This window comes from Gracilibacillus lacisalsi DSM 19029 (assembly GCF_000377765.1).
Taxonomy (GTDB): Bacteria; Bacillota; Bacilli; order Bacillales; family Amphibacillaceae; genus Gracilibacillus; species Gracilibacillus lacisalsi.
Genome location: NZ_KB898673.1, coordinates 13,094 through 29,642, shown reverse-complemented (window position 1 = coordinate 29,642; position 16,549 = coordinate 13,094). Strand labels below are relative to the sequence as shown.

Annotated in this window: 17 protein-coding genes; 3 read left to right on the top strand and 14 right to left on the bottom strand. The window is 36.3% G+C overall.

The features are described 5' to 3' along the window. Nucleotides 1-196: 196 nt before the first annotated feature. The 5 genes from D569_RS0116095 to D569_RS0116070 all read right to left on the bottom strand — a co-directional run bounded on the left by D569_RS0116095 (nucleotide 197) and on the right by D569_RS0116070 (nucleotide 4,854). Complete coding sequence (locus D569_RS0116095) at nucleotides 197-715, bottom strand: redoxin domain-containing protein (RefSeq protein ID WP_018933458.1); 519 nt, start codon at nucleotides 713-715, stop codon at nucleotides 197-199. Further along, the gene (locus D569_RS23710) at nucleotides 715-1,362 is read right to left on the bottom strand and encodes a hypothetical protein (RefSeq protein WP_018933457.1); all 648 of its coding nucleotides are present in this window, start codon (nucleotides 1,360-1,362) and stop codon (nucleotides 715-717) included. The genes D569_RS0116095 and D569_RS23710 overlap by 1 nt, the downstream gene beginning before the upstream one ends. Nucleotides 1,363-1,955: 593 nt before the next feature. Continuing rightward, the gene (gene ftsW, locus D569_RS0116080) at nucleotides 1,956-3,053 is read right to left on the bottom strand and encodes a putative lipid II flippase FtsW (RefSeq protein ID WP_018933455.1); all 1,098 of its coding nucleotides are present in this window, start codon (nucleotides 3,051-3,053) and stop codon (nucleotides 1,956-1,958) included. Nucleotides 3,054-3,065: 12 nt separating this feature from the next. Continuing rightward, the gene (rodA, locus tag D569_RS0116075) at nucleotides 3,066-4,229 is read right to left on the bottom strand and encodes a rod shape-determining protein RodA (RefSeq protein ID WP_018933454.1); all 1,164 of its coding nucleotides are present in this window, start codon (nucleotides 4,227-4,229) and stop codon (nucleotides 3,066-3,068) included. Between the two features lie 16 nt (nucleotides 4,230-4,245). Continuing rightward, a complete protein-coding gene (locus D569_RS0116070; protein WP_018933453.1) occupies nucleotides 4,246-4,854 on the bottom strand; it encodes a helix-turn-helix domain-containing protein in 609 nt (202 codons plus the stop codon). Between the two features lie 204 nt (nucleotides 4,855-5,058). Here D569_RS0116070 and D569_RS0116065 point away from each other — a divergent pair, with 204 nt between their 5' ends. Next, the gene (locus D569_RS0116065) at nucleotides 5,059-5,709 is read left to right on the top strand and encodes a YczE/YyaS/YitT family protein (protein ID WP_018933452.1); all 651 of its coding nucleotides are present in this window, start codon (nucleotides 5,059-5,061) and stop codon (nucleotides 5,707-5,709) included. 165 nt (nucleotides 5,710-5,874) lie between these two features. Here D569_RS0116065 and D569_RS0116060 read toward each other — a convergent pair whose 3' ends face one another. The 5 genes from D569_RS0116060 to D569_RS0116040 form a co-directional block, all read right to left on the bottom strand. After that, on the bottom strand, nucleotides 5,875-6,402 hold the full coding sequence (locus tag D569_RS0116060) for an SRPBCC domain-containing protein (RefSeq protein ID WP_018933451.1): 528 nt from the start codon (nucleotides 6,400-6,402) through the stop codon (nucleotides 5,875-5,877). Nucleotides 6,403-6,492: 90 nt separating this feature from the next. Then, entirely contained in the window at nucleotides 6,493-6,816 is a 324-nt protein-coding gene (locus tag D569_RS0116055; protein ID WP_018933450.1) for an ArsR/SmtB family transcription factor, read from the bottom strand. Between the two features lie 372 nt (nucleotides 6,817-7,188). Further along, the gene (locus D569_RS24460) at nucleotides 7,189-7,341 is read right to left on the bottom strand and encodes a hypothetical protein (RefSeq protein WP_018933449.1); all 153 of its coding nucleotides are present in this window, start codon (nucleotides 7,339-7,341) and stop codon (nucleotides 7,189-7,191) included. A 16-nt stretch (nucleotides 7,342-7,357) separates the two neighbouring features. Beyond that, nucleotides 7,358-8,656 (bottom strand): alpha-glucosidase/alpha-galactosidase, encoded by a 1,299-nt coding sequence (melA, locus tag D569_RS0116045; protein WP_018933448.1) that lies wholly within the window; start codon nucleotides 8,654-8,656, stop codon nucleotides 7,358-7,360. 110 nt (nucleotides 8,657-8,766) lie between these two features. Further along, on the bottom strand, nucleotides 8,767-9,651 hold the full coding sequence (locus D569_RS0116040; RefSeq protein ID WP_018933447.1) for an AraC family transcriptional regulator: 885 nt from the start codon (nucleotides 9,649-9,651) through the stop codon (nucleotides 8,767-8,769). Between the two features lie 123 nt (nucleotides 9,652-9,774). Between D569_RS0116040 and D569_RS0116035 the strand changes: the two genes are divergently transcribed. Beyond that, entirely contained in the window at nucleotides 9,775-11,394 is a 1,620-nt protein-coding gene (locus D569_RS0116035) for an ABC-F family ATP-binding cassette domain-containing protein (RefSeq protein ID WP_018933446.1), read from the top strand. Nucleotides 11,395-11,428: 34 nt separating this feature from the next. Here D569_RS0116035 and D569_RS24455 read toward each other — a convergent pair whose 3' ends face one another. Continuing rightward, nucleotides 11,429-11,602: a hypothetical protein gene (locus D569_RS24455; RefSeq protein ID WP_156822979.1), complete on the bottom strand. Its 174-nt coding sequence runs from the start codon at nucleotides 11,600-11,602 to the stop codon at nucleotides 11,429-11,431. A 116-nt stretch (nucleotides 11,603-11,718) separates the two neighbouring features. On the opposite strand from D569_RS24455, the gene D569_RS0116030 reads away from it, so the two are divergent. Then, a complete protein-coding gene (locus D569_RS0116030) occupies nucleotides 11,719-12,324 on the top strand; it encodes a YesL family protein (RefSeq protein ID WP_018933445.1) in 606 nt (201 codons plus the stop codon). 37 nt (nucleotides 12,325-12,361) lie between these two features. Here D569_RS0116030 and D569_RS0116025 read toward each other — a convergent pair whose 3' ends face one another. From D569_RS0116025 to D569_RS0116015, 3 genes are all read right to left on the bottom strand, one after another. Then, entirely contained in the window at nucleotides 12,362-13,276 is a 915-nt protein-coding gene (locus D569_RS0116025; protein ID WP_018933444.1) for a carbohydrate ABC transporter permease, read from the bottom strand. 33 nt (nucleotides 13,277-13,309) lie between these two features. Then, nucleotides 13,310-14,260: an ABC transporter permease gene (locus D569_RS0116020; RefSeq protein ID WP_018933443.1), complete on the bottom strand. Its 951-nt coding sequence runs from the start codon at nucleotides 14,258-14,260 to the stop codon at nucleotides 13,310-13,312. Nucleotides 14,261-14,324: 64 nt separating this feature from the next. Continuing rightward, nucleotides 14,325-15,938 carry an extracellular solute-binding protein gene (locus D569_RS0116015; protein ID WP_018933442.1) on the bottom strand — a complete coding sequence of 538 codons (1,614 nt, stop codon included), beginning with the start codon at nucleotides 15,936-15,938 and terminating at the stop codon, nucleotides 14,325-14,327. Between the last annotated feature and the right edge of the window lie 611 nt (nucleotides 15,939-16,549).

Sequence of the window (16,549 nt, the reverse complement as noted above, 5' to 3'; positions counted from 1 at the left end):
AATATTATTGAGCGGACATTCGTTCCGTTATTTGGTTAAATAGTGCCCTTTTTTAGCAGTGAACGGACATTTAATCCCTTATTTGACGACTTTAACCAGAAATAAGTACTATTTATCTGAAATAACGGAATAGATGTCCGCGAACACCTTCAAAACAGCAATTCCGTCACAAATAGCGGATTAAATGTCCGCTACATCATTTCAATTTATTATATTCCAACATCATCTGGTCGTAGTTAAGCGGACCAAATACATTAAACTGGATGATACCATTGGAATCTAACATATAGGTGGTAGGAATTGGACGAATTTGATAGCGATCACCCACGATATTTCCCTGATCTAACGGAATCGTAAATGTCAGATCATATTCTTCTATAAACTGACCAACATCTTCAACATTAGCTTCCGTATCCGTTAAATTAATCGCTAAAATGTTCATGTCTGTATCCTGATAAAACCGTTGCATATCTGGCATTTCCGATCGGCATGGAGGACACCATGTTGCCCAAAAGTTAAGCATTACCGGCTCACCACGGTAATCAGATAATTTCACCGTTTCGCCATCCAATGTTTCCAGTTCAAAATCCGGCGCAATATTTCCTACTTCCAAACCAATATTATCTGCTTCAGTTACCTTGTTATCTGTTACCATGTCGATAACAGCCCATACCACCATTGCTAGTAAAACGGCACTAATGATCCATTTTTTCATCACAGACTCCCCCTGTTACGGTAATATGTATATCCTTGGAGAACGCCAATCATGACTAAAAAGATATAAAAGATTAAGTGTGGTTTAAATTGAAAAATCGATGTTGATATTACGATTTGCAGTAATCCCCATCCGATCAATGTAATATTTGCAATGATGATCGGTGATTTTTTATCACTGGAATAGATGATAAAAAATAAGAGTGTGATCAAAGCTATCAGATATAACCAGTTCTCATGGTACAATATATGATCTAAAAAAGAATAAATGAAACTAGCACTGAGAAATACTGTGCTAAATACATAGAGATTGTCATAATATTGCTCAATCGTCTTGATCCATCTCCACTTACTAAACAGAATGGTTATGATAACCGCTAGGTAAAATGCATTCGTATTAGCTGGATAAGCTAAGATAGCAACTGGGTCTGACAAAAACGTTTGGAATTGAAGCACTATTTTTCCAATCCAAATGGAAATCAAGCATGTAATGAAAATATTAGAAACCGTATCGATTAAGTTCTTCGTTTTTTGCTTTTGATATGGGCTAATCCAGTAAAAGAAAAGAAAGCCTAGTACAAAACCAATAATGATTAGAACCAGATCAATCTTAATCACGAACGGGCCAAGCAACCAAGCTTGAGGCATGTCCCCACCTCCATCCTCTATTATATATCGATTGGGAGAGAAGTTGATAGGGCAATACCATTTAATTTTCCATATGCTTACTAAGAAAAGCTTAGTGCGTCCGATTAGAAACGTAGCGACTGGAACGAATTAACTGAGATAAAGGAATCACGGTGAGTTTACGAACCGATGATGAATTCACCTAAAGGCATAAGTGCGACTAAGCCTCTGGTTTCACCAATCGGCAAGTCTTCTTTATCGTAGGGCAATTCGTGAAGTCGCCTAGTTTCTGGGCGCTCGGAGCTAGACATCTGCGCAAAATTTATACTTTCTTATCATATAAGAAAACCGGGGAAGCCCACCCGTTCCTGTCCAAAGTAGTTATTTTGGCATGAATAATAGGCGTAATAACCGCTGCGGCTTGCCCACTTCGCTTTCCGTGGGGCGTGTCTTCAGCTAACTTTTTCAAGCGGTTTTTGCTTGGAAAAGTTAGCTGAAGGTAAAACCCCACGGAAAGGGAAGCGGGCAGCCGGAGCGTTGCTTTCCGTCTACATATCATTTCAAAATGACCACCTATGATACAAAACACTATCATGCCGCGCATTATACTTTCCTTATAGTTTAGAATAGGCAGAAATATTTAATAATATTCCTGCCGAAACCATCGTGACTATTAATGACGAACCACCGTAACTAATAAAAGGTAAGGTAATACCAGTAATGGGCAACATCCCCAAAATTGCACCTAAATTAACAAACGCTTGGATAATGATTTGAAAGGTAATCCCAATGGCTAACAGCTTACCAAATTCATCGCTTGCATGCATTGCAATACGAATCCCTTTCACAAAAAGAAAGAAATAGAAGCTTAACACAACTACGACTCCAAACAGGCCTAATTCTTCCGTTATAATCGACATAATAAAGTCTGTATGTGCCTCTGGTAAAAAGCCAAGCTTCTGAACACTTCCTCCTAATCCATTTCCAGTAATACCTCCTGTATGAATCGAGATATAAGAATTAACTAACTGATAACCTGATCCTTGAGCATCTGCAAAGGGATCAATGAATGATGTAATTCGCTCGAGTCGATAAGGGGACATCATTGCGAAGAAAATAAATATCGAGACCGCAACACTTCCTAATAAAAATAAGTGACGAAATCGAATCTTTGTAAAAAACAAAATGATTCCACACGAAAATAATATTAATGTTGCAGACCCTAAATCTGGTTGTTTCAACAACAAACCAAATATAATTGCCAAGATAATAAGTGGTGGAATGACTCCTTTACCAAAATGACCAATATAGGCTTCTTTTCTACTATAAAAGTAAGCAAAATAAATCAGCATAGCTAGTTTCGCAAATTCAACCGGCTGAAATAGAAATCCACCGATTGAAATCCATCTAGTTGAAAAATTCCGTTCCACTCCAACTCCAGGTATTAAAACGAGAATTAAGGCGGCCAACGTAAACAAAACAAGCAATGGACTTAACTTTCCATATATCTGATATGGTAATAACATAGCGCCTATTAAAAACAAACTGCTAATAAAAGCCCAAAATAACTGTCTGTGAAAATAGTATGCTGCACTATCATACTGGATATATGCATAAGGATAGCTTGCACTATAAACCATTACGACACCAAAGGTAACAAACAACAAAAGTACCATTAACAATGTTAAGTCTATATTTCTCATACGCTTCATCACATACTCCCCTTATGCAGCCATATCATTCTCTGATGCAAACATATAATCTTTAGAGCGCACATAAATACTTTGAACTAAGCCTAATGCCAGCATATTGGTAATTAACGCACTTCCACCATAACTAATAAACGGTAGCGCAATTCCTGTTACAGGCATTAATCCTATCGTCATCGCGATATTTTGAAAGATTTGGAAGGATAAAAGTGTAATAATACCAACACAAATATAAACACCGAATAAATCGTCTGTTTTTAGCGCAATCACTATGATGCGATAAATTAGTAAGAAATAGAGAACGATTAAGATACTTCCTCCTATGAAGCCAAATTCCTCCCCAATCACAGCGAACACAAAGTCAGTATGCGCTTCAGGCACACGCCCACTTTGGACTTGAAACCCTTGGTTAAAACCTGATCCTGTCAACTGACCTGCACCTATCCCTAACATCGCCTGTCTTAATTGATAGCCGAAATTCATCGTATATTCAGCCGGGTTAATCCAGCTGTAAATGCGGCCTAATTGATGTGGCTCAAAAAATCTTGATATCCATTCTTCATGATACGTAAATAAATAGATTACTAATATTATGCCGGAGGTCAATATTGACACAACACAGGCAATCATCTTATTACTTATAGTTGACATCAATAATAAACCTAGTGCTGCCACCGCAATTAAAAGGGCAGAACCTAAATCTGGTTGTTTAAGAATCAAAATAAACGGAATCGCCAATGCAGCGACAGTTTTTAAAACAAGTGGAATACTTTTGATAAAGGTTAATTTTTCTTTACCATATCTTTTATACATAGCTGCCAGATAAATCACTAAAAACATTTTCATTAATTCCGATGGTTGTAGATCCATAAATCCCAGATCCATCCACCTTTGAGAACCATTTCTTTCAATACCAAAATAACGAACATAAATAAGTAACAAAATCCCCAAAATATATAAATAAACGGCCCACTTTTCAAGTAAGTCATAGTCAAAATAAGCAATACCAATCATCATAGCGATACTGACGATGTACCAAATAAGTTGTCTCCTGGCGAAATAAAAGGATTGCCCATCCGTGTATTGACCTGTTCCACTGTAAACAGCTAACAAACTAATCATTAATAGACCGATTAAAATAAGGAGCATTAGATAATCAAGTGTAGGTTTCTTTGTCATTTGTCTCTTCCTTTGTTTAATGCTTCAGTGATAAAGATTGCATAACGTATTGTATTACTAATGCATCATCTAAATACCCTACAGGAAATAAATAATCGGGAATCATATCCATTGATGCAATAAAATAAAACAATGCGCTTCCCATTAATAAAAGCTCTTTTTTAGATGCTTTCTTTTCCTTGAAGGTTTGATACATAGACTCTAACTGTTGTATATACGGACCTTGTCCCCCTAGAGCAGCCATTTTAGATTTGAACTGTTCCAAAATGGTAGCTCTTCCCTCTTCTGTATTACTTTTTTTCTCATACTTTTGTATATTATCTTTCAAGTTGTCAGCTGAAAAATCTTCTACAGGTAGATTCATTTCCGAGATGATGGCACGTACATGATTAAAAGATAATGGATGAGTTGGCTCACCAATTTCTTCAGAACTTACCAAGTCTGATAAAGGAATATGTAAGCTTGTTGAAATTGCTTTTAGATGATCTAAATTTGCTTTTCTCTTCCCGTTCAGAATTCTAGAGATAGTGGAAACGTTAATCCCTGTTTCTTTTGCCAATTGACGCATACTTTTATTACTTTCACGTAATGCTTCTTTTATTAACACAACAACATTTGTTGACATAGGTGTGCACCTTCTTTTTCAAATCTATATTTAAGATAAAGGAGCGTTGACAAAATGTCAACACTCCTTATGTTTATGGGTTTTACTTCCTTTATCATTCATCAGTTTATTCTATCCATATCGGAACATTTCGGATATAATATCTATGGGGCATTACTAAACTAAAATAGTTTTTAAAATAAAAGAGATAAAAGGGGATACAACATGAAAGCGATGACATGGAAAAGGTTTAATATGGTGCTTATCGGAAACCTGTTTATCGGGATTGCTGTAGCACTGCTACGAATTAGCGCTTTAGGGACAGATCCTTTTTCAACATTAAACTTAGGAATAAGTGGGTTTCTTGGTATATCATTTGGTGTTTATCAATTGATATTTAACCCTTTTCTACTAGGTATTGTATTTATTTATTATCGAAGTTTAATTGGAATCGGAACTATCGTGAATATGGTTGGAATCGGTTTTATTTCTGATTTTATAGTCTTTGGTTATAACTTCTTCTTCGATGATATGTCTATTCTTGCCATTCGAATGGTCATGATGGCAGCAGCAGTTATTTTTGCAAGTCTAGGTGTTGCTTTATATATTACGCCGAATTTAGGCATTTCACCCTATGATGCATTAGCTTTTGTTGTTGAAAAAGTATCAAAAAACAAAATTCCTTTTCCCATTGCGCGGATTACGACAGATATTTTATGTGTTGCGATTGGATTTTCATTTGGAGCGATAGTCGGTGTTGCTACCGTTATATTCGCCTTTTTTACTGGACCTCTTATCCAATTTTTCCGTAAGCATGTAGCTGAACCAATGCTCTCTCATGAGAAAGCACCAGCTGTTGCTGTAAGTTTGAAATAAGGTTTAATTTGATAAAACACCTTTCAAACCTACACCTTACTACAAATAGGAAGAATCCATTTTGGGAAAAGTTCGACCAAAACGGATTCTCTTTACAGATTTATAATGGATTTTTTAAAAGTTTAATTTTGGTCGTTTCTTTAATTTAAACTTCATTTGAACTGATTAATTAGATAACTGTTTAAGATATTCATCAAGATCATTAAATTGTGAGGCCATTCCTTCCTTTAAGCCCATTTCTATAACGACTTTAAGTGCTTCTTCTGATTCAAATTGGCTTTGTATAATTAGCTTTGTCTTCCCAGACTGCTCTTCAAAGTTGATAGTAATTAATTGTTTAGGGGCATTCGAACTAACATTACCCTCTTCATCAGAGAATGTATCAGTATATACAATCTTCTCCGGTACAATAATTTCATGGTAAGTAACCTTTCCCCAAGATTTTTGGCCATAAAAATCTTTTTGGTTTTTATCTTCACAAGTCATACAAAAATGCCAAACTCCTCCAGGCTTAAAATCGAATGATTTATTCTCTGTTGTCCAGCCGGTAGGCCCCCACCAGTTTGCTAAATGTTCTGATTCTGAGAATGTTTTAAAGACGAGTTCCCTTGGTGCCTCAAACATTCTCTCCAACACAAGTTTCTTCCCATTCACATACGAATTCAAACGATTTGCTGCATTTTTTTCAGACATTTATTTCCCTCCTTATTTTGAGACATTTTTCTTCTCGATAACCGATCCTCCCTCATAGTTATTAAAAGCATATTGTCTCAGATACGCTTTTTATTCGCCCTTTTCCTTCCGTTGCAGTTCCTTTAGGTAATCGTCCAATTGATCCAATCTGTCTTCCCACAAATGTCTAAAGGAATCAAGCCAACTGTCTATTTCTTTCAATCCTTGGACGTGTAACTTATAAATACGACGATTGGCCATTGGATGAACTTCTACGAGCTTTGCTTCACACAGTACCCGAAGGTGTTTGGAAACTTGAGGCTGGCGAAGACGAAGATGTTCAGCGATTTCCCCTACTGTACAAGGGCCATCGCGCAATAGTTCAATGATGCTTAGTCTATTTGGTTCGGCAATTGCACTCAATATCTTTTCCATATTTACAATATACCACTAAAAGAATATTCCTGTAAAGGAATATTTAAATTTCCTCACGCAAATCTTATCTAATATAAAAAAGGATCTCTACTAGCAAAGCAGAGATCCTTTTTTAATATTTCTTATGAAGTACAAATAAGCGAGAATAGAAGTCCCCGGATACTTCGTGTTCATGATGTTCACGGAATCATTCGTGATCTAATGGTATACCAATCTCCATTAATTCATCACCATGATATGTCCCTTCCTATCCTTCGATTTCATAGCTTGCCTCTGGGGGTCTAATCCTTTCAGTAACAATCGTTTGAAGCCTGGATAGTAGCAGCTATTGCCTTCGACTTATCATCCGATACTGAAATCCATGATGTTCGATTACAGATAATGTTGAAAAGAAGCTTTATGTTTCATTTTTTTGCCATAATAGAGATGTCCGAGTTGTTCATTTTCTAATACTGTAAAAATATAGCTAGATTGATTTGTTTGTAGATGGCATTCTCTTGTTTGTTCATTATAAGTTATTGCCATATAAATACTCCTTACCTTAATAATATTCTGGCAACCAATCTCCATGTTCTTCGATTAAATCGTCACATAAAGCGATAATATCATCTATGGATAATTCTGCTGCAGTATGTGGATCGAGCAGTGCTGCCTGATAAATGTTTTCTTTTTTCTTCGTGAGTGCCGCTTCGATCGTTAATAGTTGTGTATTAATGTTGGTCCTGTTCAGTGCTGCCAATTGTTCTGGTAAATCACCAACATAGGTAGGTGTTACCCCACTGGCATCCACTAAACAAGGGACTTCAACGACAGCATTTTCCGGCAAGTTGCTGATTAGTCCTCCAGTATTCAGGACATTACCACCTATTTTAAATGGTTGATTCGTTTCCATTGCTTCAATGATGTATGAACCATATTCATGTGTACGTTCATGTTGTAAGTTTTGATCATTGACAAGGTCATCGCGCATTTTCTTCCAGCCTTCGATCTGATTCACACAGCGACGCGGATATTCATCTAATGGAATATTATATTTCTCGATTAATTCCGGATATTTGCTCTTAATAAAGTATGGGTGGTATTCGGCGTTATGCTCCGATGACTCTGTCACATAGTAGCCGAACTTATCCATTAATTCAAAACGCACCATGTCGTCATGCTTTTCTTGTTGTTTTTCCTTTGCACGCTTTTTTATTTCTGGATAGAGATCTTCCCCATTCCTTGTTATTTCAAGTAACCATGCCATATGATTAATGCCGGCAATTTTCCACTGTATATTATCTTTCGGCATGTCTAAAGAATCTAATAAATGGCTAGCACATACTTGAACACTGTGGCATAACCCGACAGTTTTAATCCCTTCTTTTAGCATCACATTGGTTAATACCGCCATTGGATTGGTATAATTTAAAAACCATGCATCAGGGCAAACTTCTTTCATATCACGGGCGAACTCCTGCATCACAGGAATTGTTCTTAAATTTCTGAAGATCCCGCCTATCCCTAGTGTATCTGCAATCGTCTGGCGTAATCCGTATTTCTTTGGAACTTCAAAGTCAGTAATTGTACACGGGTCGTAACCACCAACTTGTATAGCATTAATCACATATTTGGCATCCCTCAGTGCCTCTTTGCGATCATGGTAAGCTGTTACTTTCACATTCGCGTTTAAGCTTTTCTTTAAATTGTTTAACATCATTTCCGAATCATTCAAACGCTCGTGATCAATATCAAACAAGGCAAATTCGAAACCTTGTAAAGCCTCAACTGTCATACAGTCACCTAGTACATTTTTGGCGAAAACCGTACTTCCTGCTCCTAGAAATGTAATTTTAGCCATCCTTCTCCTCCTCATTCGCATTAAATTGCTATTACTTACTATCATCTTACGAGGATCTTGAAACGTTTACAATCGTAAATATTTTTAATAAGAGTAAAATATTGCGGTTATTAATCAATGAATAATCGATCGACGGGCATCACGTATTTATTTTGACGATACTCACTTGGTGTCTCATTCAATAATTTCTTAAACACTTTACTAAAATAATTGCTAGAAGAAAATCCGGTTTCTTGGGCAATTTCTTCTATTGTCTTCTCATTATTTTGTAAAAGGTCTAAAGCGTGCTGAATGCGTACTTTCGTTAAATATTGAACTGGAGTTTGATTGATAGAAGTAGCAAATAGTCTCGTGAAATGATATTTGGATAAACCAGAGACGGCAACCATATCATCTAATGAGATATCCTCTCTATAATTTTTTTCAATAAAAGAGACTGCCGTAGCGACCGCAACAGGCAACTGATCCTCTTGAAATTGCTCATGTTCAAAATATTGCGAGCATTCCATCAAAAAACTATAGGCATAGCCTGAAGCTTCATAACCATGCTCAATACCTGTTGCTTCAATTTTCTGCAGTACTCGCAATATGTGTTTAATTGGTCTGGAATGGTCCGGGAGTTGAAGGATATGACCATGTTTTTCTGATAAATACTGAAAGTGACGAATGGCTTCATTTCCATAAACGGTCATATAGATGAAATCCCAGTTTGTTGATTCTTGAGGTAAGTAGTAACAATGGTCACTAGGAATTTTCACAAAAAAAGCATTCCCTTTCGTTAATGGATAGATGTCGTTACCAATTCTAATTGCTCCTTTACCACTTAATGTATACTGAAAAACTACTCTTCCTTCTTCCCCTCTTTTTAATCCATCCCAAATATAAGTATGATCGGTGCGTGACTCCCTTCCGATTGAATGAAGACCTGCAACGCGTTCTTGATAATCTCCTTTTAAACGAAAACCGTATGACTGATGTTTAGAATATGTCTGCATGAGAACTTTCCTCCTTACTTCTATCATACCGAATTTCCTCAGAATGTCATTCCTTGATTGACTTCCTATCCCAAATCGCTTAAGCTTGCTTTATGATATGAGATAATGGAGGAATTTTGGAGTATGCTACAAGCAACTAATGTAAGTTTACGTTTTGGTGATAAGAAGTTATTTGAAGACGTTAATATTAAGTTTACTGCTGGAAATTGCTATGGTTTGATTGGTGCCAATGGTGCTGGTAAATCTACTTTTCTTAAAATATTGTCAGGTGAGATCGAACCACAGACTGGCCACGTTTCACTTGGGAAAGATGAACGCCTTGCTGTATTAAAACAGGATCACTTCGCTTATGAAGAATACGAAGTGTTAAAGACAGTTGTCATGGGGCACACTCGGTTGTATGAAGTGATGCAGGAAAAAGACGCTATTTATGCAAAAGGAGAATTCACAGAAGAAGACGGTATGCGTGCTGCTGAATTGGAAGGCGAATTTGCCGAGATGAACGGTTGGGAAGCAGAATCAGATGCTGCAATTCTGTTAAAAGGTCTTGGTATAAGTGAAGACCTCCACACGAAAAAAATGGCTGATTTAATAGGTTCTGAAAAGGTAAAAGTATTATTAGCACAAGCATTGTTCGGTAATCCAGATATTTTATTATTAGATGAGCCGACAAACCACTTGGATATTCAAGCGATTCAATGGTTGGAAGAATTTTTAATTAACTTTGAAAATACCGTTATTGTTGTATCCCACGATCGTCACTTTTTAAATAAAGTATGTACACATATTGCTGATGTCGACTATGGCAAAATCGAAATGTACGTCGGAAACTATGATTTCTGGTATGAATCCAGTCAACTAGCCTTACAAATGGCTAAGGATCAAAACAAGAAAAAAGAAGAGAAGATTAAAGAATTACAAAACTTTATCGCTCGCTTTAGTGCCAATGCATCGAAATCAAAGCAAGCAACTTCTCGTAAAAAAATGCTCGATAACATTACACTGGACGATATTAAACCATCTTCCCGTCGTTATCCGTATGTAGCCTTTCAGCCTGGTCGTGACATTGGTAATGATTTATTACGTGTCGAAGGTATTTCAAAAACAATTGATGGCGTGAAGGTGTTAGATAATGTTAGTTTTACATTAAAACCGTATGACAAAGTGGCATTTATTGGACCAAATGAAAATGCTAAAACCGTGTTATTTGATATCCTAATGGGTGAAATGGAACCTGACGAAGGAAGCTATACTTGGGGTGTTACCACTTCCCAGTCTTACTTCCCGAAAGATAACTCAGCATTTTTCGATGGCAATGACATGACCTTAGTAGAATGGTTGCGTCAATATTCACCAGAAGATCAAACCGAAACTTTCTTACGTGGATTCCTTGGTCGTATGTTATTCTCTGGAGAAGAAGCACTGAAAAAAGCAAATGTATTATCTGGTGGAGAAAAAGTACGTTGTATGTTATCAAAAATGATGTTATCGAATGCCAATGTGCTTGTATTAGATGAACCGACAAACCACTTAGACCTAGAATCAATCACTGCGTTGAACAATGGTTTAATTAAATTTAAAGGTTCGATTCTGTTCACATCACATGACCATCAATTCATTAACAGTATCGCCAATCGCCTAATCGAGATTACACCTAAAGGAATTGTCGATAAAGAAATTAGCTATGATGAGTATGTAGCAGATCAGAAGTTACAAAAGGAAATTAGTGCGATGTACGTATAATATGTAGGCTATCTCTTTTTAAGAGGTAGCTTTTTTATTGCGGGAAATTAGTTTGATTATTGCGAATTGCAGCGACTTTATTGTGAAATCCTGCTTGATTATTGCGAATAGGACCTGCTTTATTGCGAAATCCACTCTGATTATTGCGAATTCGACCTGCTTTATTGCGAAATTCGCTTTGATTATTGCGAAACCTCTTTGAACCCATTTATCCTATTTTTAGAATCTATATCTTTTCTTTTAAATTCCTCCTATGAAATTTACCATTCTAATATTTTTGTGTATGCTTAATAGATAGATATTGAGATCGGGAGGTTCCTTGCTATGAATAAAGGTATTTCAGTTTATATAACGGTTGGAGAGTGGATTTTTAAGATTCTGCTGTTAAACCTGTATTGGTTCATCTTTACAATACTCGGATTATTTATAGTTGGAATTTTCCCAGCTACCGCAGCCTTGTTTGCAACAATTAGGCAAGATATCAAATCAAAGGAAGATATTAAGCTTTTTCGCGAATTTATTCACTATTACAAACAGGAGTTTATCAAATCTAATATCCTTGGGTATATACTCGCGATCGCCACAGCTATTTTACTGTTGAACATTCAAATCTTAGGCCAGTTAGACAGTTCACTATTAAACTCTACATTAATGGTGATGACCTATATTTTATTAGCTATTATTGCGCTTGTTGCTGTGTTCATTTTCCCAATCTATGTGCATTATCAATTTTCCGTACTTGGTTATCTTAAATATTCTGCTATATTGGTTATTGGTAAGCCACTGCATACGATTGCCATGCTCGTGTTAATTGCGGCGACTTTTTACCTTTATTATTTAGTACCAGGTTTTATACCTGCTTTAGGAGTTAGTTTACTAGCTTATATTATTATGCGGACGGCTTATTCTTTTTTTGCAACACCGAATTAAAAGGACAGAACTGAGATTTCAGTTCTGTCCTTTTTACTTATCCTTTCACTGATCCGATTAGTACACCTTTTTCAAAGTATTTCTGGATAAACGGATACAAAATTAGCACTGGCAGCGAAGATACGATAATAACACCATATTTAACCTGATCGGCATAACGTTGTGCATAACCTCCACCTGTTCCACCGCTCCCCGCACCTTCGGCAAACACTTGATTGGATAAAAGAATATCTCGCAACACAATCTGCAATGGCTGTAAATCGTAATTACGGATATAAATTAACCCAGTAAAGAAATCATTCCAGTGCCACACTAGATAATAAAGTCCAATTACAGCAGTTACAGCTTTGGACAATGGCAATACGATCGATGAGAAAAACTTAAAATGTGAGCAGCCATCCATTGTTGCAGCTTCAAACATCTCGTGCGGTATGTTGTTCTCAAAGAATGTTCTTGTAATAATTAAATTAAATACATTCACCGTAAGTGGATTAAAGATAAACACCCACGGCGTATCAATTAAACTTAAATCTCTCATTAACATATAGGTAGGAATTAACCCACCATTAAAAAACATTGTGAAGATAAAGAAAAACATCAAAAATCTTCGAGCTTTAAACTCATGGCGTGACAACACATATGCTGCCGGTAAAGTTAACAATAAATTAACGAACGTCCCAAAAAGGGCGTAGAACAATGTATTGCGATAGCCAATCCAAACTCTCGAATCGGAAAAAATCTGTTCATATCCAAATAAACTAAAACCTTTCGGAACAAAAAGTACTTTTCCGGTTGAAACATAAGTAGGATCACTAATCGAAGCAATCACGATAAAATAAATCGGATAGGCTACAATAAAGAATATTAAAATGCATACCGCCACTACAGTAGCATCGAATAGTAAATCAGTTGGTTTTTTATTTCTTATTCTATTCATTGTGATAGAAGGCATTGCACTTCCTCCTTCAAATTGATTTGAGCTAATTTACCACAAACTAATGCGAGCCACTTTCTTTGCAATGGTATTAACAATAACTAGCATCATAAAATTAATCATCGTATTAAACAGACCAATCGCAGCGGCATAGCTAAATTGATTGGATACGATACCAGTTTTATAAACATATGTTTCAATCACTTCTGATATTGGTAAGTTGAGAGAATTTTGCATCAGGAATATTTTTTCAAATCCTGTACTGATAACTGTCCCCATGTTTAGTATTAATAAAATGATGATGGTCGGAATGATAGCCGGTATCTCTACATTTCTAATGATTTGCCATTTATTCGCTCCATCAATTTTGGCTGCATCATATAGCTGTGGATCAACAGCAGCCAATGCGGCTAGATAAATAATGCTGTTCCATCCGACATGCTGCCACACATCTGATAATACATAGATTGGAACAAATGCTTTTACAGACGCTAACAGGTTGCCTTCCACACCTAGTTTTGCTAATAATAAACCGATAACTCCAGTATTTGGAGATAACATTACATTTAATAACCCTACTAATACAACGATGGAAATAAAATGAGGCAAATAAACGGTCGTTTGTAAGATCCGTTTTCCTCTTTTCCATCTGATTTGGTTTACTAATAATGCGAGTGCAATTGGTGCCGGGAAACCAACAACAATCGTCGTGATACTGATGAGTAAGGTATTACGAATCAGATCCCAAAAAAGGTGACTATTGATAAACTGTTCGAAATATTTAAGTCCTGCCCAATCTCCACCCGTCAAACCAGCCGTGAAATCATATTCCCGAAATGCTAATTGAATCCCATACATCGGAATATAATTAAATATAATTACACAGATGATTGCAGGTAGAATCATTAACCACAATTGATAGTCTCTTCTTAACGTATTAAGAATGGTTGCTTTCTTCGCCTTGGGCAAAGTCTCCGTATTCGTTCCTTGGGTCAAGGCCATGATATGACTCTCCTTTTTTATAGAGAGATATCAGCCTTTAGCTAATATCTCTCCTTCTAGTTTTCTAATTTAATTGTTCCTTGTAATCATCATAGTAACCTTGGATAATCTCAATGTTGGATGGTAATCCCATCTGTTCTACTTGTTGCACATAGCTATCCCACTCATCTTCAATACCACCTGAGGTGATCCACTCGCCAAACTTGGAGATTGCAATATTCATAAAGTCTGTATTAACAAGCGTCATTTGGTTATGGTCCTCTTCGGAGTATTTCAGCATCATTCCCGGGAACACATCATTTTCACGATCCAATGATTCAAATACATCATTAAATGGTGCTTGTTGTTCATCTACTGCCTGCATATCAACAGGTAATTCGACATCTAATTGATCAGAGATGAACATTGGACCGTTATCTGCCCAAGTAGAAGTCCATTTCCATGTGCCTGGATCCATTTCTTCATCTTGAGGTTCGAGAATCTTGTAGGAGTTATCTCCAGTCTTTTCAATATTAGGGCCGATAGAACCAAATAGCACTTGGAGACTGACTTCAGGGTCGTATAGTTCATTGATAAACTTCATGGCTGCTTCTTTATTGCTTGTCGCCGATGACATTTGAATGAAGTTAACACCGAAGTTCAATTCATTATAGTCATAAGACCAGCTTACTTCACCGTCATAATCAGCCGAAACTTTCATCGGATCAAACGTTTCGTATTGATCTGCAACACCTAAACCGAATCTGTCTGTTTTTTCCCAACCAAATGTATAACCTATTTTGGCATCTTCACCTTCACCACGTGCTAAAGCCTGATATTGTGAATAATCTTGTGTAAAAGCTTCATCATTTATTAAACCGTTTTCATATAATTTATTTAAAAAGGAAACGAATGTTTTGTATCTCTCATCAACAAAGAAGTTTTTCACTTCACCGTCTTCCAGGAAGTAACCTTGGCCACCACCACCAGTTACTGTCATTCCCATACTGCCAAGTAATACAGTTGGATGGAAATAACCAAATCCAGTTTCCGCAACTGGGGCAAAGTCCATTGGAATCTCATCATTTGGATCACCATTTTCATTGGCATCCTCTTCTTTAAAAGCCATTAATACGTCAAACAATTCATCCCAATTCGTTGGGGTATCTAACCCTAGATTGTCTAGCCATTGTTGATTAATAAATTGCATGGTAGCTGTTTCTGGCCAGAACTGTTGATATTTGGATAAGCCATAAATTTCTCCATCCGTTTGTGTTGAAAGTAATTCCGTTTCTGGTTGTTCCTCAAACATAGCTTGGATATTTGGTCCATGTTCTTCTATCAATGGTTTTAAGTCTGCAAATAAACCAGGGAACTGTGCAAAGTCTGCATCTGTGATCGCATTTGGACCGACGATAATATCAGGAATATCACCACCTGCTAACATGGCACCTTTCTTTTGATCCCAGTCAGCAGTAACTTCTTCCCATTGGATTTCTACACCTGCTCGTTCTTCTACTTCTGCTAACCATTCCATGTCTTCAAGGTCTTTGGTTAATGGGTGCTTTGTAATCAGCCCTGTTAAAACAACCTTTCCATCTTCGGTTTCTTCGGGCTCATTACTGGTTTCGTCATTACTACAAGCTGCTAATATAAGCATCAAGCAAATTGTGATAAATAAAATAATTTTGTTCTTCACACCTAATTCCCCCTCATTCATTCTTCACTACTAAACAAATTGATACGCATATTTTTCAGGTCAAACTATGAATATATAAAACTAAAAATGAAGTTTTTAAAGAGTTTAAAAATGTACATAATGGAAAATCACAGAATATTATGGTGAGCTAAAACACTTAAATATTCGCCACCTCCCTCGATAAATCAAACAATTAATGATATCGCTTACAACATTTAGGTAATAAATAAGTTTCTTTATTTCTTGTTCGTACATGTTTTCGATCTATTGCAATAGAACTTATTTACAGTATGCCATTATATACATAGTGTGTGAATTCACTTTTTTTATAAAAACATATCCTTTTTTTAGATTCAACTATATTTTTTCTATAATGTCAGTTCGTTTGATTAATGGATATACTAACTAAACACTAGTAATATAGATAGACTAAGAAAGTTGTTTGGATAAGAAGATAAGATTATGTGAAAATTTGTGCTTACAAATTTTCATGCTTTACAGTTTAGATTTCGCGGGTTTATTTGCAACTTCGGGATTTTATTTGCAACTTCGGGATTTTATTTGCAACTTCGGGATTTTATTTGCAACTTCGGGATTTTATTTGCAACTTC

Excerpts from the sequence above, each read along its gene's own strand:
- D569_RS24455 (WP_156822979.1), bottom strand. The coding sequence starts at position 11,602 with ATGGGTTCAAAGAGGTTTCGCAATAATCAAAGCGAATTTCGCAATAAA.
- D569_RS0116025 (WP_018933444.1), bottom strand. The coding sequence starts at position 13,276 with ATGCCTTCTATCACAATGAATAGAATAAGAAATAAAAAACCAACTGAT.
- D569_RS0116055 (WP_018933450.1), bottom strand. The coding sequence starts at position 6,816 with ATGGAAAAGATATTGAGTGCAATTGCCGAACCAAATAGACTAAGCATC.
- D569_RS0116070 (WP_018933453.1), bottom strand. The coding sequence starts at position 4,854 with ATGTCAACAAATGTTGTTGTGTTAATAAAAGAAGCATTACGTGAAAGT.
- D569_RS0116020 (WP_018933443.1), bottom strand. The coding sequence starts at position 14,260 with ATGGCCTTGACCCAAGGAACGAATACGGAGACTTTGCCCAAGGCGAAG.
- D569_RS24460 (WP_018933449.1), bottom strand. The coding sequence starts at position 7,341 with ATGGCAATAACTTATAATGAACAAACAAGAGAATGCCATCTACAAACA.
- D569_RS0116030 (WP_018933445.1), top strand. The coding sequence starts at position 11,719 with ATGAATAAAGGTATTTCAGTTTATATAACGGTTGGAGAGTGGATTTTT.
- D569_RS0116060 (WP_018933451.1), bottom strand. The coding sequence starts at position 6,402 with ATGTCTGAAAAAAATGCAGCAAATCGTTTGAATTCGTATGTGAATGGG.
- D569_RS23710 (WP_018933457.1), bottom strand. The coding sequence starts at position 1,362 with ATGCCTCAAGCTTGGTTGCTTGGCCCGTTCGTGATTAAGATTGATCTG.
- D569_RS0116065 (WP_018933452.1), top strand. The coding sequence starts at position 5,059 with ATGAAAGCGATGACATGGAAAAGGTTTAATATGGTGCTTATCGGAAAC.
- D569_RS0116095 (WP_018933458.1), bottom strand. The coding sequence starts at position 715 with ATGAAAAAATGGATCATTAGTGCCGTTTTACTAGCAATGGTGGTATGG.
- melA (WP_018933448.1), bottom strand. The coding sequence starts at position 8,656 with ATGGCTAAAATTACATTTCTAGGAGCAGGAAGTACGGTTTTCGCCAAA.
- rodA (WP_018933454.1), bottom strand. The coding sequence starts at position 4,229 with ATGACAAAGAAACCTACACTTGATTATCTAATGCTCCTTATTTTAATC.
- D569_RS0116040 (WP_018933447.1), bottom strand. The coding sequence starts at position 9,651 with ATGCAGACATATTCTAAACATCAGTCATACGGTTTTCGTTTAAAAGGA.
- ftsW (WP_018933455.1), bottom strand. The coding sequence starts at position 3,053 with ATGAAGCGTATGAGAAATATAGACTTAACATTGTTAATGGTACTTTTG.
- D569_RS0116035 (WP_018933446.1), top strand. The coding sequence starts at position 9,775 with ATGCTACAAGCAACTAATGTAAGTTTACGTTTTGGTGATAAGAAGTTA.